20 protein-coding genes are annotated in these 25,351 nt (G+C 34.4%); 10 read left to right on the top strand and 10 right to left on the bottom strand.

All coding sequences use genetic code 11. The annotated features are described in order from the left end of the window. Positions 1-139: 139 nt before the first annotated feature. Genes apaH through KGI96_RS06730 form a run of 4 tightly spaced genes read right to left on the bottom strand, consistent with a single transcriptional unit; the run spans position 140 to position 3,591 of the window. Complete coding sequence (gene apaH, locus KGI96_RS06715) at positions 140-961, bottom strand: bis(5'-nucleosyl)-tetraphosphatase (symmetrical) ApaH (protein WP_211597873.1); 822 nt, start codon at positions 959-961, stop codon at positions 140-142. A 2-nt stretch (positions 962-963) separates the two neighbouring features. Beyond that, positions 964-1,578, bottom strand: coding sequence for a TIGR04211 family SH3 domain-containing protein (locus KGI96_RS06720; RefSeq protein ID WP_211597874.1), 615 nt, complete (start codon positions 1,576-1,578; stop codon positions 964-966). 58 nt (positions 1,579-1,636) lie between these two features. Next, positions 1,637-2,896 carry an inorganic phosphate transporter gene (locus tag KGI96_RS06725; RefSeq protein WP_211597875.1) on the bottom strand — a complete coding sequence of 420 codons (1,260 nt, stop codon included), beginning with the start codon at positions 2,894-2,896 and terminating at the stop codon, positions 1,637-1,639. Positions 2,897-2,910: 14 nt separating this feature from the next. Further along, positions 2,911-3,591: a TIGR00153 family protein gene (locus tag KGI96_RS06730; protein ID WP_211597876.1), complete on the bottom strand. Its 681-nt coding sequence runs from the start codon at positions 3,589-3,591 to the stop codon at positions 2,911-2,913. A gap of 243 nt (positions 3,592-3,834) precedes the next feature. Here KGI96_RS06730 and clpP point away from each other — a divergent pair, with 243 nt between their 5' ends. The 8 genes from clpP to cmoA all read left to right on the top strand — a co-directional run bounded on the left by clpP (position 3,835) and on the right by cmoA (position 11,023). After that, the gene (gene clpP, locus KGI96_RS06735; RefSeq protein WP_211597877.1) at positions 3,835-4,440 is read left to right on the top strand and encodes an ATP-dependent Clp endopeptidase proteolytic subunit ClpP; all 606 of its coding nucleotides are present in this window, start codon (positions 3,835-3,837) and stop codon (positions 4,438-4,440) included. After that, positions 4,440-5,693: an ATP-dependent protease ATP-binding subunit ClpX gene (gene clpX / locus KGI96_RS06740; RefSeq protein ID WP_211597878.1), complete on the top strand. Its 1,254-nt coding sequence runs from the start codon at positions 4,440-4,442 to the stop codon at positions 5,691-5,693. The genes clpP and clpX overlap by 1 nt, the downstream gene beginning before the upstream one ends. Positions 5,694-5,887: 194 nt before the next feature. Further along, positions 5,888-6,877 carry a tetraacyldisaccharide 4'-kinase gene (gene lpxK, locus KGI96_RS06745; protein WP_211597879.1) on the top strand — a complete coding sequence of 330 codons (990 nt, stop codon included), beginning with the start codon at positions 5,888-5,890 and terminating at the stop codon, positions 6,875-6,877. Then, entirely contained in the window at positions 6,870-7,040 is a 171-nt protein-coding gene (locus KGI96_RS06750; RefSeq protein ID WP_211597914.1) for a Trm112 family protein, read from the top strand. Before lpxK ends, KGI96_RS06750 begins: the two co-directional genes overlap by 8 nt. A gap of 1 nt (position 7,041) precedes the next feature. Next, complete coding sequence (gene kdsB / locus KGI96_RS06755) at positions 7,042-7,803, top strand: 3-deoxy-manno-octulosonate cytidylyltransferase (RefSeq protein WP_211597880.1); 762 nt, start codon at positions 7,042-7,044, stop codon at positions 7,801-7,803. 3 nt (positions 7,804-7,806) lie between these two features. After that, entirely contained in the window at positions 7,807-8,664 is an 858-nt protein-coding gene (locus tag KGI96_RS06760; RefSeq protein WP_211597881.1) for a CYTH domain-containing protein, read from the top strand. Between the two features lie 11 nt (positions 8,665-8,675). Further along, entirely contained in the window at positions 8,676-10,067 is a 1,392-nt protein-coding gene (locus KGI96_RS06765) for a YdgA family protein (protein ID WP_211597882.1), read from the top strand. A 230-nt stretch (positions 10,068-10,297) separates the two neighbouring features. Further along, entirely contained in the window at positions 10,298-11,023 is a 726-nt protein-coding gene (gene cmoA, locus KGI96_RS06770; protein ID WP_211597883.1) for a carboxy-S-adenosyl-L-methionine synthase CmoA, read from the top strand. 87 nt (positions 11,024-11,110) lie between these two features. Here cmoA and KGI96_RS06775 read toward each other — a convergent pair whose 3' ends face one another. Both KGI96_RS06775 and KGI96_RS06780 read right to left on the bottom strand, forming a co-directional pair. After that, complete coding sequence (locus KGI96_RS06775; protein ID WP_211597884.1) at positions 11,111-12,982, bottom strand: SurA N-terminal domain-containing protein; 1,872 nt, start codon at positions 12,980-12,982, stop codon at positions 11,111-11,113. 107 nt (positions 12,983-13,089) lie between these two features. Then, positions 13,090-14,388, bottom strand: coding sequence for a nucleobase:cation symporter-2 family protein (locus KGI96_RS06780; protein WP_211597885.1), 1,299 nt, complete (start codon positions 14,386-14,388; stop codon positions 13,090-13,092). A 141-nt stretch (positions 14,389-14,529) separates the two neighbouring features. On the opposite strand from KGI96_RS06780, the gene nagK reads away from it, so the two are divergent. Together nagK and gloB are read left to right on the top strand one after the other, a co-directional pair. Further along, entirely contained in the window at positions 14,530-15,456 is a 927-nt protein-coding gene (nagK, locus tag KGI96_RS06785) for an N-acetylglucosamine kinase (protein WP_211597886.1), read from the top strand. 9 nt (positions 15,457-15,465) lie between these two features. Continuing rightward, the gene (gene gloB, locus KGI96_RS06790; RefSeq protein ID WP_211597887.1) at positions 15,466-16,170 is read left to right on the top strand and encodes a hydroxyacylglutathione hydrolase; all 705 of its coding nucleotides are present in this window, start codon (positions 15,466-15,468) and stop codon (positions 16,168-16,170) included. 524 nt (positions 16,171-16,694) lie between these two features. Here gloB and mpl read toward each other — a convergent pair. From mpl to KGI96_RS06810, 4 genes are all read right to left on the bottom strand, one after another. Next, complete coding sequence (gene mpl, locus KGI96_RS06795; protein WP_211597888.1) at positions 16,695-18,053, bottom strand: UDP-N-acetylmuramate:L-alanyl-gamma-D-glutamyl-meso-diaminopimelate ligase; 1,359 nt, start codon at positions 18,051-18,053, stop codon at positions 16,695-16,697. 94 nt (positions 18,054-18,147) lie between these two features. Further along, the gene (gene ptrA / locus KGI96_RS06800; protein WP_211597889.1) at positions 18,148-21,087 is read right to left on the bottom strand and encodes a pitrilysin; all 2,940 of its coding nucleotides are present in this window, start codon (positions 21,085-21,087) and stop codon (positions 18,148-18,150) included. 136 nt (positions 21,088-21,223) lie between these two features. After that, complete coding sequence (malT, locus tag KGI96_RS06805; RefSeq protein WP_211597890.1) at positions 21,224-23,923, bottom strand: HTH-type transcriptional regulator MalT; 2,700 nt, start codon at positions 23,921-23,923, stop codon at positions 21,224-21,226. A 71-nt stretch (positions 23,924-23,994) separates the two neighbouring features. Next, the gene (locus KGI96_RS06810) at positions 23,995-25,305 is read right to left on the bottom strand and encodes a Na+/H+ antiporter NhaC family protein (protein WP_211597891.1); all 1,311 of its coding nucleotides are present in this window, start codon (positions 25,303-25,305) and stop codon (positions 23,995-23,997) included. Positions 25,306-25,351: the final 46 nt, after the last annotated feature.

The following is a 25,351-nucleotide window of genomic DNA, read 5'->3' on the forward strand; positions in this document are numbered from 1 at the left end:
ATATTGATTAAGAGATAGCGATCACATTCTGACAACTTTTTGCAATTATGTAGATATCTACGACCGCTTATGAAGATGTGTCTTTAACAAAGCATAGCGGTAGGATAATTTGATCTTTTTGCACATTTTAAATGAATAATTAAGTAATTTTATTTAAACGCGGTTGAGTAAATATTTTTTGAGTTTCCCAACAGATCATCGTTAAATGATGCCCCCAAACACAACCTGTATCTAGTGAGTAAATATGAGGAGGAGTACTATAACCAAGTAATGCCGCCCAATGTCCAAATAAGATATTATGTTGTTTATAAAGAGGATTATCCAATAAGAACCAAGGTTTCAATGTGGGTGGTGCATCTTGAGGTGAAAGTTTACATTGAAAATCTAATTGTTTTTTGTCATTACAAAAACGCATTCGAGTGAATGCGTTAATAATATAACGATAGCGTTCCATTCCTGATAAATTTTCATTCCAAGCAAGCGGTGAGTTATCATACATATTTTGCAATAAATATTGATAATCCTCACTTTGCAATAGAGTTTCTACTTCTTTCGCACATTGTTGGGTTGTTTTTAGATCCCATTCAGGGCTAATCCCTGCGTGACTTAATAAAAAACTATATTTAGGATGTTGGACAAATAGAGGCTGATGGCGAAGCCATTCGAGTAATTCTTCTTTATCTTCTGCCATCAATAATGCATCTAATTTATCCCTTGCATTGACTTTTTTTATACCAAGATTAGTGGCAAGTAAATGCAAGTCGTGGTTACCTAATACCGTAGTTGCTTTGTCCCCGAGAGATTTAACGAAACGCAAACACTCTAACGATTTGTCTCCCCGAGCAATAAGATCGCCAGTTAGCCATAATTCATCTTTATTAACATCAAAACTTACTTGTTGTAGTAATTGTGTTAATTCATCGAAACAGCCGTGTAAATCTCCTACGATATAGGTCGCCACCGTTAACTCCATCCACTTTTTTGTTTTTTCCTTGGCAAAATAAATGGAATTAATAGCCCTAACAGTAAACCGATTCCTAATACTGTGCCTCCGTACATAAACCATTTGATCATTATTTCACGCTGTTCAACATCTTGCATAATCTCAAGCTCTTTATTTTTATTCTTTAAGATGCTGACTTCTCGTTTTAATTGTGCATTTATGTCTAACAGCGTTCTACTTTGTTGTTCTGCTTGAGTTAATCGACGACGGATTTCTCCTGTTCGATGTTGCCAATCACTTTCTATCTTATTCAGTTTTAATGTTAATTCCTCAATTTGTCTTTCTAAAACAGGAATTTTTTGTTTTGACGGTGGTTCTGTGGTTAACTTATTATTTAAGATCCAAACCTGACGATTTTTTGTATCTTGAATAAGTGAGTAATTATTTTTTCTTTCCAGAACAATTACTTTTTCACCCGCTTGTACCGTTCCTGCTATTTTATAATCATTTCCAGCACCTTTTCTTACATATTCACTTAGATCATCAGTAACGTAATAAAAATCTTCTGCCTGCCCAGACAAAGGTAGTAGAGTACCTAATAATATTAAAGTAAATGGTATAATTCGTAAACGCATTGTTTTATTCCTTTATGTAAAAAAGAAAGTGCTAAGCACTTTCTTTTGTTGTTATATCCTAACGAAAAATAGTATTTAAAATATGATAAATAATAATCGAAATAAATGCACCTGCAGGTAAGGTAATAACCCAAGAAGCAACAATATTTCTAATTACATTTAAGTTTAATGCTGCAATTCCTCGAGCAAAACCAACACCTAAAATTGCCCCTACTAGGGTTTGAGTTGTTGAAATTGGTAATCCTGTTCCTGAGGCAATAACCACAGTAGTCGCACAGGAAAATTGTGCTGCAAAACCACGACTTGGCGTTAATTCGGTAATACCTGTTCCAATGGTTCCCATTACTTTATAACCTAATACAACTAACCCCACTACAATTCCAGCACCTCCAAGAGGTAAAATCCAAGGAGCAAGGGCTGTTTTACCCGCAACTTGACCACCAGTTTCAACAATAGATGCTACCGCAGACAAAGGTCCTATTGCATTGGCAACATCATTTGAACCGTGAGCAAATGCCATTGCACAAGCGGTAATGACCATCAAAATGCCAAATACTTTCTCCACACTTTCAAAACTATCACCTTCAATTTTATCAAAAGCGGATTTTTTAAAATAAAAATGACACGCAACCGTTGAAATAATTGCAATAATTAATGAAACAATAAAAACATCTGACCATTCTAAATGTAATCCAATATGCTTTAATCCTTTTTTCATTGTGACCACACACAATACAAATGCAGTTAATCCCATATAATAAGGACCATATTTTTTAGCATTCTCAACAGGTTTTGACGTATCAAAAATTAAGCGTTGTGTACTAGAAAAAACAAGATAAGCGAAAACACCAGCAACAAAAGGAGTAACAAACCAACTACCGACAATTCCTAAGATTTTACTCCATTCAACCGATTCTGTTCCAGCTGTAACACAACCAAAACCAATAATTGCACCAATAATAGAATGAGTAGTTGAAACTGGCCATCCCATACGAGATGCAATTAAAAGCCAAGTTCCTGAAGCAAATAGTGATGCCATCATCCCAAGCACTAATACATCAGGCATATCAGCATATAAACTAACATCAATAATGCCCCCTTTAATGGTTTGTGTCACTTCACCACCCGCAAGATAAGCTCCTGCAAATTCAAACACTATTGCAATAATAATTGTTTGTTTAATGGTTAAAACACCTGAACCAACAGAAGTCCCCATTGCATTAGAAACATCATTAGCCCCTATTCCAAATGCCATAAAAAAACCAAAAATAGCGGTAATAATAATTAATATATGACCATATTGTTGAATTAATTCCATTACTTCCTCCTAAGCTATGATTTAGCCAGCATTAGTTCAATTCGAGAACCAACACGTTGAGCCTGATCAGCTAACACACCAACCCACTCAATAATTTTATATAGGAACATCACATCAATCGGATTTAATTGTGATTCAATCTGTAATAATTCTTTACGTAGAACTCGTTGTAATTGATCTGTGTCGTCTTCAATGGTATCTAACTCTAAAATCATTTTATTAACAAAATTCAATTCTCTCCCTCGAAAGCCTGTTTCAAGTAATTCATCCATTTCGTGAATAACCTTATGAGCTTGATGAACGGCATCAATACTACGTTTAACAAAGTAGTTAAAATCTTCTTGAATCTGTTTAGGTATTAGTAATTGACGACCAATTACACGCCCTGCAATATCCTTAGTAAAATTAGCCAATTTATCTTGTTGTGTAACAAGCTCTAATAAATCAGTACGTTCAATTGGCATAAACAATCCTCGAGGAAGTTTTAAGCGAATTTCTTTTTTTAAATCATCTGCTTGATGTTCAAGTAATCCTATCTGAGCACGATAATCTTCCGCATTATCCCAATCTTCTTTAAAGGTTTGTTCAAAAAAAGGAACTAATAATTCACAACACTCTGTTACTTTCGTTGAGTGTTTCTGAAGGGGTTTAAGGGGGGATTCAGCGAATAATCCAAGAATATTATTCATAGCCATAAGAACATCTCCATAGAGGTTAAAAAATCATTTTTATTTAAAATACAGACACATTTTACTTGAAGTAATACTAAAGATCATCTATTAAAATATAAATGATTAAGAAATCACTTATTATTTCTTTATTTGGAAAGAATGACGATCTATAACTCACTCTCTTTAAAAATTACATAACTCGTTTTTATTCCTTATTAAAGTCTGGTAAAATGAGCTGTTTTTATCAATTTATAAAAAGGAAAAAATATGATAATTCCTAACAATGCTCTTATTCCAACGGTGGTAGAGCAAACGTCAAAAGGCGAAAGAGCCTTTGATATTTATTCTCGCTTACTAAAAGAACGCATTATTTTCTTAAGCGGTGAAGTTGAAGACAATATGGCAAATTTGATTGTCGCTCAATTATTATTTTTAGAGTCAGAAGATCCTGAAAAAGATATCAGTATTTATATTAATTCACCAGGTGGTTCTGTTACTGCTGGTATGGCAATTTTTGATACAATGAACTTTATCAAACCTGATGTTAGCACTGTGTGTATTGGTCAAGCTTGTTCAATGGGTGCTTTTTTACTTTCAGCAGGAAAAAAAGGCAAACGTTTTGCGTTACCTCACGCTCGTGTGATGATCCATCAGCCTTTAGGGGGCTTTAGAGGACAGGCTTCTGATATTCAAATCCACGCTCAAGAAATTTTAAAAATTAAACAAACCTTAAATGAGCGTTTAAGTGAACATACAGGACAACCTCTGTCTGTTATTGAACAAGATACTGATCGTGATAATTTTATGTCAGCAGAAGCAGCTCAAAAATATGGTTTAGTTGATGAAGTCGTCCACTCTCGAGGGAGTAAATAATGTCTGATTTTGAAAAAATGCCCCATTGTAATTTTTGTGGTAAACGTAAAAATGAAGTTGATGCATTAGTTGGCGAAAATGATGATCATATTTGTAATGAATGTATCGAATATTCTTTCCATTTAATTAATAGTAGTGAAGAGCCATTAATTGATGAAAAAGACGAACAGCAACAATCTTTTTTTGAACAGATCCCAACACCTCACGAGATACATCGTCATTTAGATGAATATGTTATCGGTCAAGAACATGCGAAAAAAGTACTCTCCGTGGCGGTTTATAACCATTATAAACGTTTACGTAATGCCCTAAGTGATAACAAAGAAACAGATGGTGTTGAACTAAGTAAAAGTAATGTATTATTTATTGGTCCAACAGGAAGTGGTAAAACGTTATTGGCAGAAACAATGGCTCGCCGTTTAAATGTGCCTTTTGCTGTGGCTGATGCAACGACGCTTACTCAAGCGGGTTATGTGGGCGAAGATGTTGAAAATGTCATTCAAAAACTCTTAATGAGCTGTGACTATGACGTTGAACAAGCAGAACGAGGTATTATTTTTATTGATGAGATCGATAAAATCACCCGAAAATCTGAAAATCCATCTCTTACACGTGATGTATCAGGAGAAGGTGTTCAGCAGGCTCTATTAAAACTGGTTGAAGGAACGGTTGCAAACATTAATCCTCAAGGAGGACGTAAGCACCCTAAACAAGAAACCATTCCTGTGGATACTTCGAAAATCCTGTTTATCTGTGGTGGGGCATTTACTGGTTTAGATAAAATTATCGAACAACGAGCAAATAAAAAAGGGGGCATTGGTTTTAAAGCTGAATTGAAAAAAGATAAAGATCGCCAAGCTCTCACTGAATTATTTAAACAAGTTGAGCCTGAAGATTTAGTTAAATTTGGTTTAATTCCAGAGTTAATTGGTCGTTTACCTGTGGTTACACCTTTGGAAGAGTTAGATGAAAAGGCACTAGTACAGATCTTAACAGAACCTAAAAATGCAGTCATTAAACAATATCAAGCTCTATTTAAAATGGAAAATGTGGCGCTTAAATTTACTCGTGATGCTCTGCTTGCTATCGCTAAAAAAGCGATGGATCGTAAAACAGGTGCAAGGGGATTACGCTCGATTGTAGAAGAATTATTGCTTGAAACAATGTATGAATTACCATCTTTAGAGAATAAATCTAAGGTGACTGTTGGTAAAAATTGTGTTGAAAAAGGCGATAAGCCGAAAATTGATTAATCAAATTGTAGGTACAGGGCATGCCCTGTACCAATGATATACAATATTCATATAGACAGACAAGGCATGCCTTGACGAATGAATATTTTGATGGATTAATATTCAGAAATTATAACTAAATGTAAAAATAGTATAATTGTGCAAAATATATAGAAAACAGGGCATGCCCTGTTTCTACAGGTAATTTTATTAAAATGAAAATCTGGCAAAATCGTTCTACTATTACGTGGATTTTATCCCCTTTATCACTGCTCTTTTACCTAATTAGTCATCTACGCCGTTGGCTTTTTTGCAAAAATCTCTTAACATCTTACCGCTCTCCCGTCCCTGTTTTAATCGTAGGGAATATCAGTGTTGGAGGAAATGGCAAAACACCATTGGTTATTTGGCTAGTTGAACAATTACAGCAAAGAGGCATAAAAGTCGGAGTTATTTCTCGTGGTTATGGGGCGAAAACCAAAGACTTTCCACAACTCGTTACCCCTGAAAGTTCAGCTGAGCAAATGGGTGATGAACCAGTATTAATTGTGCAACGTACTCAGGTTCCTCTTGCTATTTCACCCAACCGCCGACAAAGTATTGAATTATTATTGAAAAATTATTCATTAGATTTAATTATTGCTGATGACGGCTTACAACATTATAAATTGCAACGAGATTTTGAATGGGTGGTGATTGATGGTGAGCGTCGTTTTGGTAACGGTTTTGTATTGCCTGCTGGTGGTTTACGTGAACTTCCCAGTCGCTTAAAACGTGTTAATGCATTAATTTGTAATGGTGGAAAGGCTTTACCAAATGAACATCAAATGACCTTGCAAGCAGACTATACGATTAATGTAAAAACTAATCAGAAAATAGCACTAAGTGATCTTAAATCACAACAGATTGTCGCAATGGCAGGTATTGGCTATCCGCCTCGTTTTTTTAATATGCTTGCAAATTTAGGTTTTAATGTGACCGCTTGTCACAGTTTTGCCGATCATCAGCCTTACTCAAAAGAACAACTACTTCCCCTTGCAAATCAAGATCAAATTTTATTAATGACAGAAAAAGATGCCGTAAAATGTCGTCATTTCGCACAAGATAACTGGTTTTTCGTGCCAATTGATGCAACTTTTACACCAACATCAACAAAACAATTACTTAATCCAATTTTAAAAAAGTTAGGAAAAAATGATGAATGAAAAATTACTCAATAACCTTGCCTGCCCAAACTGTAATGCAAAATTAGAGTGGGATAAAACCAATAACCGTTTAATTTGCAAAGAGCAAAACTTGGCTTATCCAATCGAAAATGGCATTATCGTGTTACTGCCAGAAAGTGGTCAATCATTAGAGGAATGTTAAAATGAAATTTACTGTTATTATTCCTGCACGTTATTCCTCTACCCGTTTACCTCGTAAACCATTGCTTGATATTTGCGGTAAACCGATGATCCAACACACGTGGCAACAAGCAATTCAAGCTGGAGCAAGTCGTGTCATTATTGCCACCGATCATAACGAGATTTTACAGGTTGCTGAGAGCTTTGGTGCAGAAGTTTGCTTAACCTCGGAAAAACATAATTCAGGGACAGAGCGTTTAGCAGAAGTTATTGAGAAAATGGCAATTGCTGATGATGAGGTTATCGTTAATGTACAAGGCGATGAGCCTTTAATTCCCCCTGTGATTATCAATCAGATTGCTGAAAACTTAGTAAAATCAAAGGTGAATATGGCAACGTTAGCCGTTAAATTAACCACAAAAAAAGAGTTATTTAATCCCAATGTTGTGAAAACCTTAGCTGACAAAAATGGCTTTGCACTCTATTTTTCACGTGCATCTATTCCTTACGCTCGTGATCATTTTTCCAATTGTGATGATGATTTTGTGGCACAGCAAAATTACTTACGCCATATTGGTATTTACGCCTATAGAGCTGGGTTTATTAAACAATATGTAAATTGGCAACCTACTCAACTGGAACAATTGGAATCTTTGGAGCAATTACGTGCCTTATGGTATGGTGAAAAAATCCATTTAGATATTGCTAAACAAGCCCCTGAAGTTGGTGTTGACACACAAGAGGATTTAGAAAAAGTAAGGCACGTCCTTGCTAATAAAGAGTAAAAAATGCAAAACGAAATTGAATTAAAAATGATGCTTGAGCCTCATAATATTGAGGCAATAAAAAAATGGTTAGTAACCCAACCCATTCTTAAACAGCAAACAGATGAATTAATCAACACTTACTACGATACCCCTTCGCTGTTTTTTGCTAATCAAAAAATGGGATTACGAGTACGTAAAGTCAATCAGCACTGTGAAATGACGTTAAAAACCAAAGGAGAAATTGTCGGAGGGTTACATATTCGTCCTGAATACAATATGGATTTACCCAATGATAAACCTGATTTTAAGCGGTTAGATGATCACTTTAATTTGCAATTTTCTGATGTTGAATATATTCATCACTCCCTTGAAAAAGTATTTAGTACTGATGTCACTCGTACCTGTTGGCTGATTCAATATCAAAACGCTGAAATTGAAATCGCTTTAGATCAAGGTTGGGTAAAAAATAAATGGGGAGAAGATCCTATTTGTGAAATTGAATTAGAGCTTAAAAACGGTGAATTAGGTGATTTAATGCAATTCCTAAATTATCTACCCATTCTTGATGGAATGTATTTTAGCGCATTAAGTAAAGCAGAAAGGGGATATTTTGTAGGACGTCCTGAAAAAATTGCAAAAAAAGTAAATGATCTTACCGCTTGTGATAGCTCAACAATGACAAAAGCAGAAAAATATCAATTTGAACAAAATTTAGCAGACATTATTCGTATTCTTCCTACTGAAAATGCGATATTATTAAAACAATTTATTACGTTAAGTAATATAGGTATTTTGAATTGGCAACAACTGAAAGACTACTTAAAAAGTCAAGGTTATCTAAAACAAAATATTCGCTTAATTCAACAACTCTATTTATAAAGGATAAAACAATGAAATTATCAAAAATTGCCCTCTCATTAGTTGCGGTAGTTGGTATCGCACAAATAGGCGGTGCTTGGTACACAGGAAAACAAGTTGAAGCTCGTTATGGTGAACTCGTTAATCTTGCCAATAAAGAACTTAAAGTACTTAAAGCATACGGCGTTAATGCCGAGTATAAAGACGTCAAAATCGAACGTGGTTTCTTTAGCTCTGATATCAATTATAACTTAGTCGTTAAAAATTATGATGGTGAAAACTATATCTTTAAAGGTGCCGACACACTTCATCACGGTCCTTTCCCACTAAACCGTTTAATCAAAGGTAAATTATTGCCTGTTATGGCAAGTGATGAAGGCATTTTATATAGCCCAGATTCCCTCAAATCGGTATTTAAAGATGGTGTAGTCCTTACGACTAATATTGATATTGATTACAACACTAATTTAAGTGGCAGTGCAAAAACGAATGCGGCTAAATCAACTGACGGCAATTTTGAAATATCAGAAGTGGAAGCCGAGTTTGATACAGATAAAAATGGCATTGGAGATGTGAATTTAGCACTTGATTCTGTTGCATTTTTCAATGGAGTAAACGTAAAATTTGCGGCTAAAAATATGGAATATAAATTCACTTCAGAGAAAAGTGAATACCCATATTTAGGATTGGGAGATTATGTTTTTAATGTTGAAAAGTTTTATGTTGGAGATAATAAAAATAAATTTGCTATGAATAACCTTGAAATGGAAGGAAAAGGTTATCTTGATAAAGTATCTTACTCAAGCAACACTAAAATGAAAACAGATATTTCAATGACCAAAAATGAAATAACACAAAATTTTGGTGAAATGAAGCTAAATGCAGATTTTGTTGGAGACGCTAAAACGTGGAATAATGCCATAGAAAAAATGTATGATGATCCTGAAAATTCGGATTATGCCACAAAGTTATTTCTTGAAGCGATCTCAAAAGGTTCATCATTAAAAATTAATGATCTTTCATTGAAAAATAAACAAGGAAAAAGTGATATTAAATTGGATTTAAATGTAAAACCATTTGATCCTGATTTAATACAATCAGAAAATGATATTATAAATGCACTGGGTCAGTCATTATTGGATATGAAATTCAGTATCCCTGCAACTCATTTAATGATTGAACAATCAGCATTGCTGAATGGCGAAACAAAGGAAGATGCTAAACATTCAGCTGATGCAAAAATTGGGAATATAACCTCTCAAGCTAAAGAAAGTAACTTTTTTGTCGTAGATGATAAAAATATCAAAATGAAACTAGCCATTGATAATGGCAAAGTTAAGCTCAATGATCGAGAAATGTCAGATCGAGAAATAGGTCAAATGCTAATGATCGCGACGTTTATGTTTATGGGTGCAGGTTTTTAATTTCTAAATGTTAAAGCTATAAACATTAAACTAAAGAAAAAACCCCGATATCAATGTGATATCGGGGTAACTTAATCTACTAAGGAAATTATGAAAAAACTACTCACTTCAGTAAAAGCATTTAGCACTTATTCAGACTTTGTCAATCTTAAAAAGTTCAAAAAAAGTATAACTTTTTTAGTAAGTAGTTATTCACACCACCATTTTTCAATATTTAACTAACAAATTTTATGCCTAAAGATACTTTATTTTCAGCCCCTATCAATAAACTAGGGGATTTTACTTTTGATGAATCTGTTGCAGAAGTATTTCCAGATATGATTCAACGTTCTGTCCCAGGTTATTCTAATATTATTACTGCTATCGGAATGCTTGCAGAACGCCTTGTCACAGAAAATTCAACTATTTACGATTTAGGTTGCTCTCGTGGAGCGGCTATTTTAGCTATTCGTCGTAATTTAAAATATAACAATGTCAATATTATTGGGGTTGATAACTCACCAGCAATGGTAGAACGTTGTCGTAGCCATCTCAATACTTTTCACTCTACTATCCCAGTTGAAATTTTATGTGATGACATTCGTAATATTGAAATTAAAAATGCCTCAATGGTAGTATTAAATTTCACTTTACAATTTTTACCACCAGAAGATCGTTTACTATTACTTACAAAGATTTATCAAGGATTAAATTCAAATGGCGTATTAGTACTTTCAGAAAAATTTAGATTTGAAAATTCATCGATGAATGAATTGCTGATTGATTTACACCATAGCTTTAAACGAGCCAACGGCTACAGCGAACTAGAAATTAGTCAAAAACGTACTGCGTTAGAAAACGTTATGCGAACAGATACCATAAAAACCCATAAAGCTCGTCTTCAGCAAGCTGGATTTAATAATATTGAGTTATGGTTTCAGTGTTTTAATTTTGGTTCAATCATTGCGGTAAAATAAATAACAAAAAACAAAGCGGTAGGATCTATTTAATTTTTTGCAAATTTATTAAAAGATCATACCGCTTGAATGTTATTATCGAGAACGTTAAGGTTCTTGTTGTCTTAAAAATGCGTCATTATATTCGATCGTTGCTCGGTTACGTAAATCACTTAACATTTCATCACGTAATTGAAGTTGATCAGATTGAGAAAGTACCATTTCAAATGCCTTAAAGCCCTCTTCTTTACCCTCTGTCACTTTATCTAATGCAATAATAACCGCATTGCCCATTTGATCCATTGTAACTTGATAAGTCGTTTTATCTACTGGTTTTGGCATTGCAAATACATCTTTTGTTAGTGTTGGTTGTTGCATTAAATTTTGGATATAAACCAGTGTTTGAGGCTCACTAAAACTGACATCAACGGTTTGTCCTTCATTTAACCCTTTCACAATCGCTTTTGAATTTTTAGCTAACACTTGCTGTGCTTTTTTCACTTTAATTAAGTTTTGCACTGTTTCTTTTGCTTCTTCAAATGTTTGTGGACGAGCTTCTTTATAGTTAATAACTCGAATAAAGGCTGTTTTTGCATTATCCCCATCAGTTAAATCAATCGCTTCCGACACCTGACGACTACGACGGAAATCGCCTTTCATTAAAGCAGATTGAATTTTAGGATTGCTTAATAATTCAGGGATGGCATTTTGTGAAAATTCTTGTGTCGTTTGTACTTTTGCATTAGCCACTTGTGCCACATCAGTTAATGAATCTGGTGATTCAAAGGCTTTATTCGCCATTTCATTGGTCACTTTTCCATAATTTGCTAAACTGGTTGTTTTAATCAACGCTTGCTTAATTGTTGGTGTGGCTTGCTCAAGTGTCATTGCTACATCAGGTTTACGTTCCAATACTTTGATAATATGATAATTACCGTTAATTTCTACTGGCTTACTTACTTTTCCAGCGTCAAGAATATTGGCTACCTGTTCAAAAATTTCAGGGAATGTCCCTGCTTTAGCCCAACCTAAATCGCCTCCATTTTGAGCAGAAATCATATCTTGTGAATACTCTTTTGCTAACGTTGAAAAATCTTCACCTGCATTTAGTTTTGTTTCAACTTCTGCCGCTTTCTCTTTAGTTGCCATTTGAATGTGAGCTAAATGCGTTTCACCTTTAGTGATAAATTTATCTCGATTTTGTTGATAATAATCTTCTACATCTTGATCGGTAATTGAACTAGCATCAGCAAGATCCTCTGGTGTAACAGTAACAATTTCAACTTGCATTCTTTCAGGTTCTACAAACTGTGCCTTATGTTCATTATAGTAGTTTTGTAATTCAGTTTCAGATACTGTCTGTTTTTCCACTTCTTTTGCAAGTGGTAACACAGCGGTTCTAATAGTACGTTGCTGCAATAATAATTTTGCCAATAATGTATTCTGAGCAGGAACACTAAATTGAGAGTCTAAAACACCTTGCTGCACCTGTCCATTTAATATATCCCCTGCTACCATAGAGGCATAATAATCTGGCGATATATTATTGTTTCTTAATACATTTTGATAAAATTCGTTATTAAATTTACCGTCTTGTTGAAAATCAGGCGTATTCACAATTTGCTGTTTAATCTGCTCAGCACTTACCCCTAAATTTAAGGTTTTGATATATTGTTTTAATAATTCATCATCAACCAAACCATTAAGCACTTGTTGATTAAACTGAGCCGCATATTCAGGTGTATCTAATAAATCCCAGAATTTTGCGCCTAATCTATCACTTTGAATACTTTGCTGACGATTTTTAGTATAAGTAAAAGTACGTTGTGAAATAGATTCACCATTTACTTTCGCCACATAATCATCTTTACTGTACATTAAAGAGCCACCCACACCCCCTAATACAAAAGAGAGTGCGACAAACGCAAAAATAGCTTTAAATGCAAAACTATTTGTTTTCTCGTGCATTTTTTCAATCATTGTAAGTTATCCTAAAAATAAAAAATATCTTACGGATTATACTGAAAAAACCCTTATTCTCAAAACTGTAATTTAATAAATGAGTGAATTCTTAATAAAATCATCTTTTATTCTTCTTTTTCTTTAGGAAGAATTAAATTGAGTGAAAGTGCTAATACTGCGCCCACGGTAATACCAGAACCAAAAATTTCTTTAAAGAATGCAGGTAATTTACCCAATAACTCTGGTCGAGTGGTAACCGCTAATCCGCCACCAATAGCAATCGCAATAATTAAACCATTACGGCTAGTGCGTTCTACATTGTTAAGCATTTGAATACCTGCAGCAATAATCATTGCAAACATAATAATTCCCGCCCCACCTAATACAGGAAGAGGAATAGAAACAATTAACGCTCCAAATATAGGGAAAAGTCCTGCTAATACTAATAATACGCCTGTTAATGCCACAACATAACGACTGGCAACCCCTGTTAAGGTGATTAAACCGATATTTTGTGAAAAGGTTGAAAAAGGTGTGGTAGACATAATAGCAGCCAGTGCAGATCCTAATCCTTCTGCTAAAATGCCTTGTTTAAATTGTTGTGGTGTCACTTCTGTTTTGGTTGCATCACCTAATGCAAGAAAATTACCACTGGATTCTACAATGGTCACCAAATAAGCAATACTCATTCCGATAATACCAGAAATAGGGAAAGATAACCCAAAATGGAGAGGCTGGGGTATAGCAAAAAATTGAGCAGATTTTACCCCTGAGAAATCCACCCAACCTAAACAGAGAGCAGTAATATAGCCAATCATCATACCAATCACAATGGCTGCTGCAGAAAAAATACCTCGTCCCCATTGCACCAATGTCACAACAATAACTAATACAAAGGTTGCCATCATCAAGTTTTTGGGTTCAGCGTAATTAGGATCACCGACTTGAGCACCAGCAAACCAATCTACGGCAACTGGAATTAAGCTAAGTCCAATCATCATTACGACTGTCCCCGTTACCACAGGTGGAAATAATTTACGAATATGTGGCATAAAGAAACTACCAATGATCATTACTAAAGATGCCACAAGCGATGAACCTAAAATCCCACCCACACCCGCATCACTAAAGCCAATCGCTAAGGCAGCTGCGACAAAGGTAAAACTTGTTCCCATTACAGCGGGTAAACGTATACCAATGTGTCCTATTCCTCGACATTGTATGATAGTAACAATACCAGAAACCAATAAGGCGGCATTCACTAATACAATAGTATCTTCCGTCGATAATTTCAGTACATTACCGATAACCAAAGGAACTGCAACAATTCCACCAATAGCGGCAAGTAAATGCTGCAAAGCCAGTAATAAACTTAATCCAATAGTAGGTTTATCTTCGAGAGAATACAACAATTTATGACTCATAAATTTTCCTTAAATAAATTATAAATGAATTAAAAAATAATCCAAATTATAACCAAGGCAAACGTTTGCGTAAATAAAAATTTAACAATTAATGGCGAATTTCTTATATAATTTATAAAAAATTAATTTAAGGAGAAAATAATGACTTATTACTACGGGTTAGATATTGGTGGCACAAAAATTGAGCTTGCTGTATACAATGAGCAACTTGATAAACTCTATTCTGAACGCACCCCCACTCCTCAAACTAGCTATGAAGATTGGTTAGATACCATTAAAACCCTTGTTCTTAATGCAGATAAAAAATTCAACACTAAGGGAATGGTTGGGTTGGGTTTACCAGGATTTGTCAATCACGAAACAGGTATTGCTGAAATTACCAATATTCGAGTAGCAGATAATAAACCTATTTTAAAAGATCTTAGTAAATGTTTAGATCGTGAAGTGAAAGCCGAAAATGATGCCAACTGCTTTGCCCTTTCAGAAGCGTGGGATAAAGAAAATCGACAATATTCCACAGTATTAGGCTTAATTATCGGCACTGGTTTTGGTGGCGGTTTGATTTTTGATGGTAAGGTGCATTCAGGCAGAATTGGTATGGCTGGAGAAGTAGGTCATCAACAATTAAATTATCACGCTCTACAATTATTAGGTTGGGATAACGCCCCTATTTTTGACTGTGGCTGTGGCAATAAGGCGTGTTTAGATACTTATATTTCAGGACGTGGTTTTGAAATGTTGTATAACGAGTTAGAGGGTGAGGGCTTATCCGCCAAAACCATTATCGAAAACTTTTATAATCAACAACCACAAGCGGTACGATTTGTTGAAAAATATGTAAAATTAATGGCAATTTGTATTAGCAATCTGATTACGGTGTTAGATCCTGATATGATTGTTTTTGGTGGTGGTTTATCTAATTTTGATTATATTTATGAAGCCCTACCAAAAGCATTACCGCCTTATTTAATGCGTTCTGCAAAAGTGCCTGTGATTAAAAAAGCGATTCACGGTGACTCGGGTGGTTCACGTGGTGCAGCTGCTCTTTTCTTAAAAAAAGACGACTAGGAAAATAAAATGAAAGTGACCCCTATTCCTGTATTATCCGATAATTATATTTGGTTAATTCAAAAAGCGGATAAAGTAATCATTATCGATCCCTCACAAGCGGTCACTTTATTAGATTTTTTTGCAAAAAATCAGTTACAACCTACCGCTATATTATTAACGCACAATCACGCTGATCATACTGGAGGGGTTGCAGAATTAGTGGAGCATTATCCTCATTTAACTGTTTATGGTTCTGCAGAAGTTTCTCAATTTACCACTCAAATTGTTGAACATAATCAACACTTTGAATGCTTAGGTTATAATATTCAAGTGATTGACAGTGCAGGACATACAGCACAACATATTAGCTATCTGATTGATGAAAAATACCTTTTCTGTGGCGACTCACTGTTTTCAGCAGGTTGTGGACGAGTATTTACAGGGGATTATGTTGCACAATATAACACACTACAACGTTTTCGATTATTAGCCGATAATGTAAAAATCTACCCTGCCCACGAATATACCTATAGCAATCTTCAATTTGTGGAAAGTGTTCAACCCAATAATCAAGCCGTACAACAATATAAACAACAGGTTGAAAAACTACGCTCTCAACATATCCCTACACTTCCCTCTTCTATTGCCTTAGAAAAAGAAATTAATCCTTTTTTGATAGCTAATTCGTTAGAGGAATTTATTGAATTAAGGAAAGGGAAGGATTGTTTTTGATGGTAGTTAATAGGGTTAAGTAGCATTGACAATCGTTAGATTAAACCTATTCGCAAAAAATATACCATTGAAGAATAATATATTGTAGAAACAGGGCATGCCCTGTTTTCTATATATTTTGCACAATTATACTATTTTTACATTTATTCATCATTTCCGACTATCAACCCATCAAAATATCCATTCATCAATGCATGAACAGGGCATGTATTTCTACAAATTCAAGATTTCAAAAACATCTACCAAATTGAGGTCTCAATCTCTTTAAAACAGGGGAAAACAATCGTAAACTTTTACTTATTAATTTCAGGAATTAACAATTATTATGTAGATACTATTAAGAAATAGCAAGTATAAAAATCGCAAATTTTGAACTAGATGTAACCACTATATTTTATCAACTTATCACATAACTCATTGATGTATAAATATATTGTATCGACAGGGCATGCCCTGTCGCTACGTAAGGAATTAAATTTGCAAATCATCAAATTCTATTTTTAATCTAATTATCACTAAAACAATTATTTCAATTTCTCTAACAACTTGTTATGAATTCCACCAAAAGCACCATTACTCATTACTAAAATATGATCCGTTGGTTTTGTTTGTGTAATAATCATTTGTACCAGTTCATCTAAATTTGCACTCCATTGTGCAGGCTGAGTGAGATTTTTTGTGATTTGTTCAACGCTCCAATCTATGTTATCAGGTTGCAAAATAAATACCTGATCGGCATCGGTAAGTGCTGGGGCAATTTCATTTTTATGTACCCCCATTTTCATTGTATTTGAACGTGGTTCTAATACGGCTAAAATACGTTGCTCTTTGCCGACTTTCCCTCGCAATGCCTCAATCGTTGCTTTAATTGCTGTTGGATGGTGAGCAAAATCATCGTAAAGAGTAACGCCATTTACTTGTCCTTTTACTTCTAAACGACGATTGGCATTCACAAATGAACTCAACGCATTACAGGCGTCAGCCACACTAACACCTGTATGATGACTACTCGCAATCGCCATCAACCCATTGTGCATATTATGTTTACCCACCACATTCCACTGCACTTCACCTTGTTTCTGTTGTTTGTGGTAAACCGCAAAATGGGAATAATCTTGATTTAATGGCTCGGCATACCATTCTTGCTCTTTGCCCACAAATTGCAATTCACTGTAATTGCCCATACCCAACATTTGCTGGACATTTTGTTCCTCTTTGTGAGATAAAATCACGCCATTTTGTGGCATTGCTCTAACAAGATGATGAAATTGGCGTTGAATGGCTTTTAGATCATCAAAAATATCCGCGTGGTCAAACTCCAAATTATTCACAATTAAGGTTTTAGGATTGTAATGCACAAATTTAGATCGTTTATCAAAAAAAGCACTGTCATATTCATCGGCTTCAATCACAAAAAACTTGCTTGATCCCAATCGAGCTGAAATCCCAAAATTTCCTGCAATTCCACCGACTAAAAAGCCTGTATCAATGCCATTTTTGTCTAAAATCCACGCTAACATACCTGTTGTGGTCGTTTTACCGTGTGTTCCAGACACCGCTAAAACCCAACGATCTTTTAATAAATGATCGTGTAGCCACTGCGGTGCAGAGGTAAAATTCAACTGATTATTTAACACATACTCTACACAAGGATTTCCACGGCTCATTGCATTGCCGATAATGACCATATCTGGCTTTGGATCAAGTTGTGCCACATCATAATTAGGAATAATCTCAATACCACTCTTCTCTAAAAAAGTACTCATTGGTGGATAAACATTAGTATCTGAACCTGTGACTTTATAACCTAATTCACGGGCAATAATCGCAATACCGCCCATAAAAGCGCCACAAATACCTAAAATATGAATATGCTTTTTCATTAAAAATTCCTAAATATGATTATTTTTTCTTGGTGGTTATTTTACATTGTAATTATTAAAATAGTCAGTAATTTTCATCACTGACTATATAATATTACCAATGTGAAACAGGCAATGTTTTTTGTAACTCTTCAATACTTGTTACTGTTTTGAAGTTATCCAAACTTACCTTATCCTCAGCTTTTGCTTTTGTACCTAATGCTTGGCTTATCAAGACAAAACCCGATTGCTCTATCACTGCTCGTTTATAAAAATCGATAATTTGCTGTTTTGTTATTTTCTTTGTAACTTTAATTAACTCTTCACGACTATCAAAACGTAAATTATTGTGATTAAAATCAGTCACAAAGTGACTAAATTCTTGCTCCAAAGACTCTGGTTTACGTTGTAATTTTTCTAACAAGCTCGCACGATATTGTTCAAATTCTTTATCTGTTAAAGCATTGAGTTTCTGCTCACTTTCCTTAAAAAAGCGTTCATTGTGTTGCATTATCCCTTTTGGTGTTGTATTTGGACTTTGCACCATAAATGATAAGCCAGAAGTTTTTCCAGTATAAATACGTCGAGAAGCAACAACATAACCAAGCTGCTTATCTGTACGCAAATCATTAAAATACCAGCGAGAAATAATGTCATTTAATAACATAGAACGAACATTATCCATTAATCTGTCATTTCCTTTTACCAAATAAATCAATACTAATGCGTTATCTTCATTGGGTACTTGTTGCACATAATTAATTTTTTGTGTGACATCACGAAAATCAACAAAATAATTATAATTTAATGCTGTTTTACTATTGGCTACTATTTTTTCTGCGGTTTTAGTTAAGTTTTTTACCTGCTTATCTGTTAAATTTCCGACAGAAAGCACTTCAATTCCAGTCGTATCATTCAATAAATGATTTCGCATTTGCTTAACATCTTCTAACGACACCTCCGCAAGTGCTTTTTTCTGCTTCTCTCTATCAAAATAAGGATAACTTGCTAACTTGTAAAAAACTCCTGCTGCTTGATTTAAACTATTCTCTTTTTTCTCACGAGCTAACGCCTCTAAAATTTTCTGCTTCCCTTGTTGCAAATCAGCCTCTGTTAAAACAAAAGTTTTCATTTGTATTAAACCGTCTTGTAATAGTTTTTCAAAATTTTGTGTATAGCCCGATAGATTAGCACCGACTCCATTTTCACCGTAATAAAATGAGGTCTCAATACCCGCCACAGAAGATTGAAATGCTAGCTTAGTTTGAGCTAAGCCATTCATATAGTTTAACAACGCCACCGTCATTTGAGGTTTTAATGCTTTATTTTTAGGGGAAATTCCAAAACTTAAACTAATAATCGCTTTAGGTTCTTTTGGAAAATAATGACTGCCCATTGCATAAATTTTTTCACCTTTATCATATTTCAGTTTTTGTGGTTTTACACGAGACTGTTCCATTTTATTTAGTGAAAAATCTTCCACGAAATAAGGATTCAACTTAGGTAGTTTAATGGTTGGGTTATGACTAAAGTCTAACCATTTTGATTTTTGTTCAGGGCTAAATTTCATCACAGAATAAGGGGCATTCATATAAGGTGTTTGTTTATCTGTTTTCACCTTTTTATTCATCAACAAAATACGTGCATTATCTAATGTCATTTCTGCTAATTTTTCAGCAATTTCTTTTTGATCCATTGCTTGGGTTTCAAAACCTGCATTGATCACATTTTCTAATGGATAAGAAAGCATTGCATCCGTAATTTGTTCCACAAAGCCTAAATGCTTTTCTACCTGTAAATGCTCAAAAGATTGAGCTAAACTTTGCTTCATTTCTTTAAAATAGCTTTCTTGAATGCCTGCTTTTTTAAGCTGTTCAATTTGTTGAAAAATCAATGAAATAATCTGATCTTTTTGCTCTAAACCTTTCTCGGTCAGTTCAACATAAATCGTTAAATCACCACGATTGCGACTTACATTTGGATCAGCCCCTGCTTGAATACCACTTGAAGACAAGCCTTGTGTAATTAAATAATCAGACAATGTGCCTTCTGTATTATTATTTAGCATATAACTAATATAGGTATTTGTTTTAGATTTAAATTTGTCTTCATTATTAGGAAAATCGAAACTCACCGCCAATAATTTACGTGGTTTAATTGGCTTATAAGAAATCATTATCCCTTTATCCTGTTCACGATAAAGCGGTACGTTTATAGTTGGTTTTTGCAAATGTTTGTTTTTCATTAACCCTAATGTTTTAACGGCTAATTGCTGTAATTTTTCGATTGACTGGTCAGAATAAAGCACTGCTTTAACTAAATTTGCAGAATAATATTTTTGATAAAATTGCTGTAATTCATTTTGTAATTTACTTTCTGGTTTATCAGACAAACTCTCTTTATTACCCACTGCAAATTTAGTAATTGGATGGTTTGGGTTTGACGTGGCTAAATTCACGCTATACATCAAATAACCATCACTTGATTTGGCTCGAACCATTTCAGCATTAACCGCATTCAATTCTTTTTTTGCATTTACTTCTGACAATAGAGGCTCCGCCAATGCATCCGCTAAGCGAGTAACGGCTTCATTAAAAGCATTATTATTTACTTCTAGATAATAAGCGGTACGAGATTTTGACGTAGAGGCATTATTTCTGCCTCCATTCTTACTTAAAAAATGATCTAACCCATTGGTTTCTGGGAATTTTTTTGAACCCATTAATGCCATATGCTCCAAATAATGAGCTAAACCTTGTTGGGAAACAGGATCTTCCATTGAACCTATTGGTAACGCCGCTGACATTAACGATTTATTCGCTTTTGGATCAGAAATCAACAACACTGTCATTCCATTATCAAGCTGAATGCCTTGATAAGTCGCATTATCTGCTGGGCTTTTTTTAATATTATTACTGATAATTTTAAAGCCAGATAGTTGTTGATTTTGAAAAATAGAGGTTTCAGTATTTTTTATTTCATCACTGACTGCTTGTGAAGTCACTGTCACCGCAAATACTGTTGAAATAAGATAACTTAAAAATGATTTTTTCATTATATTTTCCTTAATATTAATATAAACATTAGCTAGCATAAGACAGATAAAATAAAAAATAATTCACTGTTCCACACCTTAAGAACGCCATAAAAACCTTAAATTTCCTTTATCTAGTTTTAAGGTTTACCTCTTTTTAATGGTATCCCATTAACACCAATAAATTTTTAGTATATTCAATGGCTTCACTGCGATTATTTACCCCAATTTTTTGGTATAAATTACGAATATGGGTTTTAATTGTTGTCATTGCTACTACAAGTTCTTGAGAGATTTGTTCGTTGCTATAACCTGAATAAATTAGCCCTAACACTTGCCATTCACGAGCAGTAAGAGGACTAATTTTCAACAGTTCAGGCACTTGTGGATTTTCAAGGAGCCTTTGAACAAATTGTTGATCAAAGTGTGCAAATTTATGACGATTATGTTGATTGATACTGCGTAAAATAAATTGTGTTTTAGGTGTTGAAAACTCATCCAAAATATTCATCTGTAACAGTTGGCGGATTTGTTGTGCCATCACATCGCCTTCAATCACAAAAGCACTAATAAAATTCGTTTGCTGGCTCATTTCCAATGCTCGAATTAAATCTTTTTGAGCTAACTCTTTTTTGTTTTGATGAACAAAAACTAAATTTCTTAAAATTAACGCACGTTGGATATCGCTGGTTAATTTTAAATTTTCTGCCGTATGCAAAATGGTATTTAAGATATCAAGTGCTTGTTCTGGTTTATTTTGTAATAAATAAGCACGTGCAATATTACGAGATTGACGCTGTGTAAAGTGGTTTGAGGCTCTGGTTGGTAAAGTTGTTTTTACTAACCAGCTATCTAACTGAGAAGGATCATTGGTCATTTGAGCATAAAGCACCTGAATTTCATCAAGTGTTGCTGTCCAGTCTTTATGGGCTGGAAAGTAATTGATTGAATGTTGGCACTCTTCAATCAAGCGTTTAGCATTATCAAGATCACCTCGTACCAATGAAATTTTAGCAAGGAGTGCTAAACATTGTAGTTTTTCATCTTCTTTTTCTAAAATGTCAATCCCAGCATTTGCCATTGCTTCTGCTTGTTCAAGATTATGCCACTCCCATTGAATTTGCCCTTTTAAGCGTAATAAAAATTCGTGCATCGGAATTTGATGAAAAGTTTCTGCCTGCAATGTTGTTTCTTTTAGCAAATCATAAGCCGACTGCAAAAAACCTTGAGCCGAAAGGATTTCTGCTTGTTGCAACTTAGACCATAACCAGTGATGACAAGTATGTTGTGAAAGTGCCATTTTTTCGACTTGTTTCATTTGTGTCATTGCTACTTTCAAATTACCACGACAATGTTGAGCTTCTGCAATCACTGAAATCGCCACAATTCGAGCATAGCTAAATTCTTGAGGAAGAGCTAAAAGAGCACTACTTGCCAGTTTATAAGCCAGTTCATCATCACCTTCATTTAACGCAACTTGTCCTCGTAGTGCATCAAATTTGCCTTGATAATGTTCCATAAGCGGTGAGTTTGTATTACATTTTTGCAAAATTCCACTGACTTCTTGATAACGATGTTGGCTTTGGGTCACCCACGCTTTAAGCAGAACTAAGGTAGGATATTGCCACATTAACTCTGAGGGAAGATTATTTAAGCTATCTTCTAATAACTTTAATTGTCCTTGATGAAATAACGGCCAACCGTGCTGTTGAAGAATTTGGTATAACATTTCGGTGTCTGCTACTCGTTGAGAATGATAAATCGCTTCTTGGCAAAAGCCCAACTTTAACCATTCCATTGCTGCACATTGATTAAGTTTTTTCCATTCATCTGGCAATTCTAAACGGCAACTTTGAGTAAGATAAGAGGACAAAATAGGATGAAATTTCCACCAAATATCACCATCATTATTATCTATTCGCTGAATAAATAGCCCTTTTTTTTCCAATTCATCTAATTTTCTGGCACTATTCTTATCTTGTGTAATCGCAATGGCTAATCTTTCATTCATAGAATGTAAAATAGCACAACGTTGCATAAATTGTTTTAATTCAGGATCAATATAATGAAAAATCTCTTCATTAAGATAATCTGCAATATGGTGTTGATTAAGTTTAGCAAATAACTTTTGTGGTGTTTTAATAAGATCGGTATTTTGTTGCAAAATAAAACTAACGAGTTGTAAACCAGTAGCCCAACCTTCCACTTGTTCACATACCGTAAATATCGCTTCTTGTGAAAAACTATCATTTAATTTTAATTCAAAAAATTGTCCCGCTTCCTTATGAGTAAAAGCTAGCTGAGTCATATTAATTTCTAAAAGTTGTTCGTGAATACGTAAATTGGTAATACTCAAAGGAGGGACTAAACGAGAAAGAATAATTAAATTCATCGTGCTTGGTTGGTTTTTTAACCAAAACCGTAACGCATTATGAATTTCACTATTTTCAATATGATGATAATCATCAATAATTAAACTAAAACTAATGTTGATGTTATTTAATTTTACTAATAATTGTGAGAAATAATCAATCAAATCATTTTGATAATTTAGATTTTTAATTTCTATACCACAGGCTTGCACCAATGCGGCAGTAAAATAGCGAGAAAATTGCTCTGCTTTATTATCACTTTTATCTAACGCATACCAACCTGTATGAGACTGGCGCTCTTTCCATTGAGAGATAAGGGTTGTTTTACCATAACCAGCAGGAGCGATAATGAGGGTGAGTGGATAAGAATATACCTTATCTAGCTCTGTCAACAAAAGTGTCCGTTCAATATTATGATTAGAATGAGTTTGGTTTTGTTTACTTGAAATCAGTTTCGTTGGAATCAATTTTGCTAGTGACTGCATTTTACCTCCGTTGTATTAATATAATGACTGCAATAAAATACAGCCACTAAACAAGTATAAAGTTTTTTAGCTTACTTCTTTCTTTTAATATTTGGCCAACCAATCATAATAAAGAAAATACCAAAAATTAACATTAGCATACAATACCAAACATAAGGAATAATATCGATTGGAGAAATAGAGCATAATCCCGCCATTACCAATAATTGCCCACCAAATGGCGATAAACCACTAAATGCCGAAGAAAAGAGATCTAAAATTGCCGCAATTCGACTTCTATTTATCCCAATTTCATTGCCGATATTTTTAGCAATCGGACCAGATACAATAATTGAAATGGTATTATTCGTGGTCGCAATATCTAATAAACTGACAAGCGTTGCGATACTAAATTCACCTGCTCTTACACTTTTTACATTTTTGGTTAAGTGATAAAGTAGGTAATCAATCCCACCTAAATATTTCATCAATGCCACCATACCACCCACTAATACGGCAATTAACGCCATATCTTCCATCCAAACCATTCCTGTATGAATTACTTTAAAACTTTCAAGCAGAGTGAAATCTTGATGAATAACACCAATAATTAAACCTGATAAAATCCCCAATCCCATTACAGGAATCACGTGCATCCCCACCAAAGAAAGTACGATAATAATTGCATAAGGTAGGATATTCAGTAAATTAAAATCAAGGTGTTCCGTAGCAGCAGTTGTATTTACATCAACAAGCAATAATAAGGCAATATTGATAATAATCGCAGGCAGTACCATTAAGAAATTGACTTTAAATTTCTCTTTCATTGTGACTTCTTGGGTTCGAGTTGCTGCAATGGTGGTGTCCGAAATGAAAGAAAGGTTATCCCCAAACATTGCTCCACCAATTACGAGACCCGCAACTAATGGAATATCAATCCCGATTTTAGTTGCTATACCAATGGCAATCGGTGCCAAGGTTGAAACCGTCCCCATTGACGTTCCCATTGCAAAACTAAGGATACAAGACACCACAAATAAACCGGGTAAAATAATATTTGAAGGCAAGATGCTCAATCCGATATTGACGATAGCATCTACGGCGTGCATTGAATTAGCGACACTATAAAATGCTCCAGCCAATAGGAAAATAATCACCATCAAAATAAGGGTTTCTTCGCCACCACCTTTACAAAAAATAGCAACTTTTTTAGTGAACGAAATTTTATGGTCTTTATCATTTAAGAAAAAAGCAACTAAACACCCGATAGAAATACCGACCATAATCGGCATTGTTTCAAAACTTCCCGAGATTACCCTAACAAGGATATAAGTGATTAAAAAAGCAAATAAAGGAAATAAGCCTTTAATATTACCTTTATTTAGATTTGTGCCATTTGGCATTGTGTTTTTTCTCCATTGATTAAATTTTATTTAAGACTATGCTTAA

Source organism: Phocoenobacter atlanticus subsp. cyclopteri, assembly GCF_018343795.1.
Classification (GTDB): Bacteria; Pseudomonadota; Gammaproteobacteria; order Enterobacterales; family Pasteurellaceae; genus Phocoenobacter; species Phocoenobacter atlanticus.

Bases quoted from the DNA above. Each gene is read 5' to 3' on its own strand.
- KGI96_RS06720 (WP_211597874.1), bottom strand. From the start codon at position 1,578: ATGCGTTTACGAATTATACCATTTACTTTAATATTATTAGGTACTCTA.
- cmoA (WP_211597883.1), top strand. From the start codon at position 10,298: ATGCCTAAAGATACTTTATTTTCAGCCCCTATCAATAAACTAGGGGAT.
- KGI96_RS06780 (WP_211597885.1), bottom strand. From the start codon at position 14,388: ATGAGTCATAAATTGTTGTATTCTCTCGAAGATAAACCTACTATTGGA.
- mpl (WP_211597888.1), bottom strand. From the start codon at position 18,053: ATGAAAAAGCATATTCATATTTTAGGTATTTGTGGCGCTTTTATGGGC.
- gloB (WP_211597887.1), top strand. From the start codon at position 15,466: ATGAAAGTGACCCCTATTCCTGTATTATCCGATAATTATATTTGGTTA.
- kdsB (WP_211597880.1), top strand. From the start codon at position 7,042: ATGAAATTTACTGTTATTATTCCTGCACGTTATTCCTCTACCCGTTTA.
- KGI96_RS06760 (WP_211597881.1), top strand. From the start codon at position 7,807: ATGCAAAACGAAATTGAATTAAAAATGATGCTTGAGCCTCATAATATT.
- KGI96_RS06730 (WP_211597876.1), bottom strand. From the start codon at position 3,591: ATGGCTATGAATAATATTCTTGGATTATTCGCTGAATCCCCCCTTAAA.
- KGI96_RS06725 (WP_211597875.1), bottom strand. From the start codon at position 2,896: ATGGAATTAATTCAACAATATGGTCATATATTAATTATTATTACCGCT.
- clpX (WP_211597878.1), top strand. From the start codon at position 4,440: ATGTCTGATTTTGAAAAAATGCCCCATTGTAATTTTTGTGGTAAACGT.
- clpP (WP_211597877.1), top strand. From the start codon at position 3,835: ATGATAATTCCTAACAATGCTCTTATTCCAACGGTGGTAGAGCAAACG.
- nagK (WP_211597886.1), top strand. From the start codon at position 14,530: ATGACTTATTACTACGGGTTAGATATTGGTGGCACAAAAATTGAGCTT.
- KGI96_RS06750 (WP_211597914.1), top strand. From the start codon at position 6,870: ATGAATGAAAAATTACTCAATAACCTTGCCTGCCCAAACTGTAATGCA.
- KGI96_RS06810 (WP_211597891.1), bottom strand. From the start codon at position 25,305: ATGCCAAATGGCACAAATCTAAATAAAGGTAATATTAAAGGCTTATTT.
- malT (WP_211597890.1), bottom strand. From the start codon at position 23,923: ATGCAGTCACTAGCAAAATTGATTCCAACGAAACTGATTTCAAGTAAA.
- KGI96_RS06775 (WP_211597884.1), bottom strand. From the start codon at position 12,982: ATGATTGAAAAAATGCACGAGAAAACAAATAGTTTTGCATTTAAAGCT.
- lpxK (WP_211597879.1), top strand. From the start codon at position 5,888: ATGAAAATCTGGCAAAATCGTTCTACTATTACGTGGATTTTATCCCCT.
- ptrA (WP_211597889.1), bottom strand. From the start codon at position 21,087: ATGAAAAAATCATTTTTAAGTTATCTTATTTCAACAGTATTTGCGGTG.
- KGI96_RS06765 (WP_211597882.1), top strand. From the start codon at position 8,676: ATGAAATTATCAAAAATTGCCCTCTCATTAGTTGCGGTAGTTGGTATC.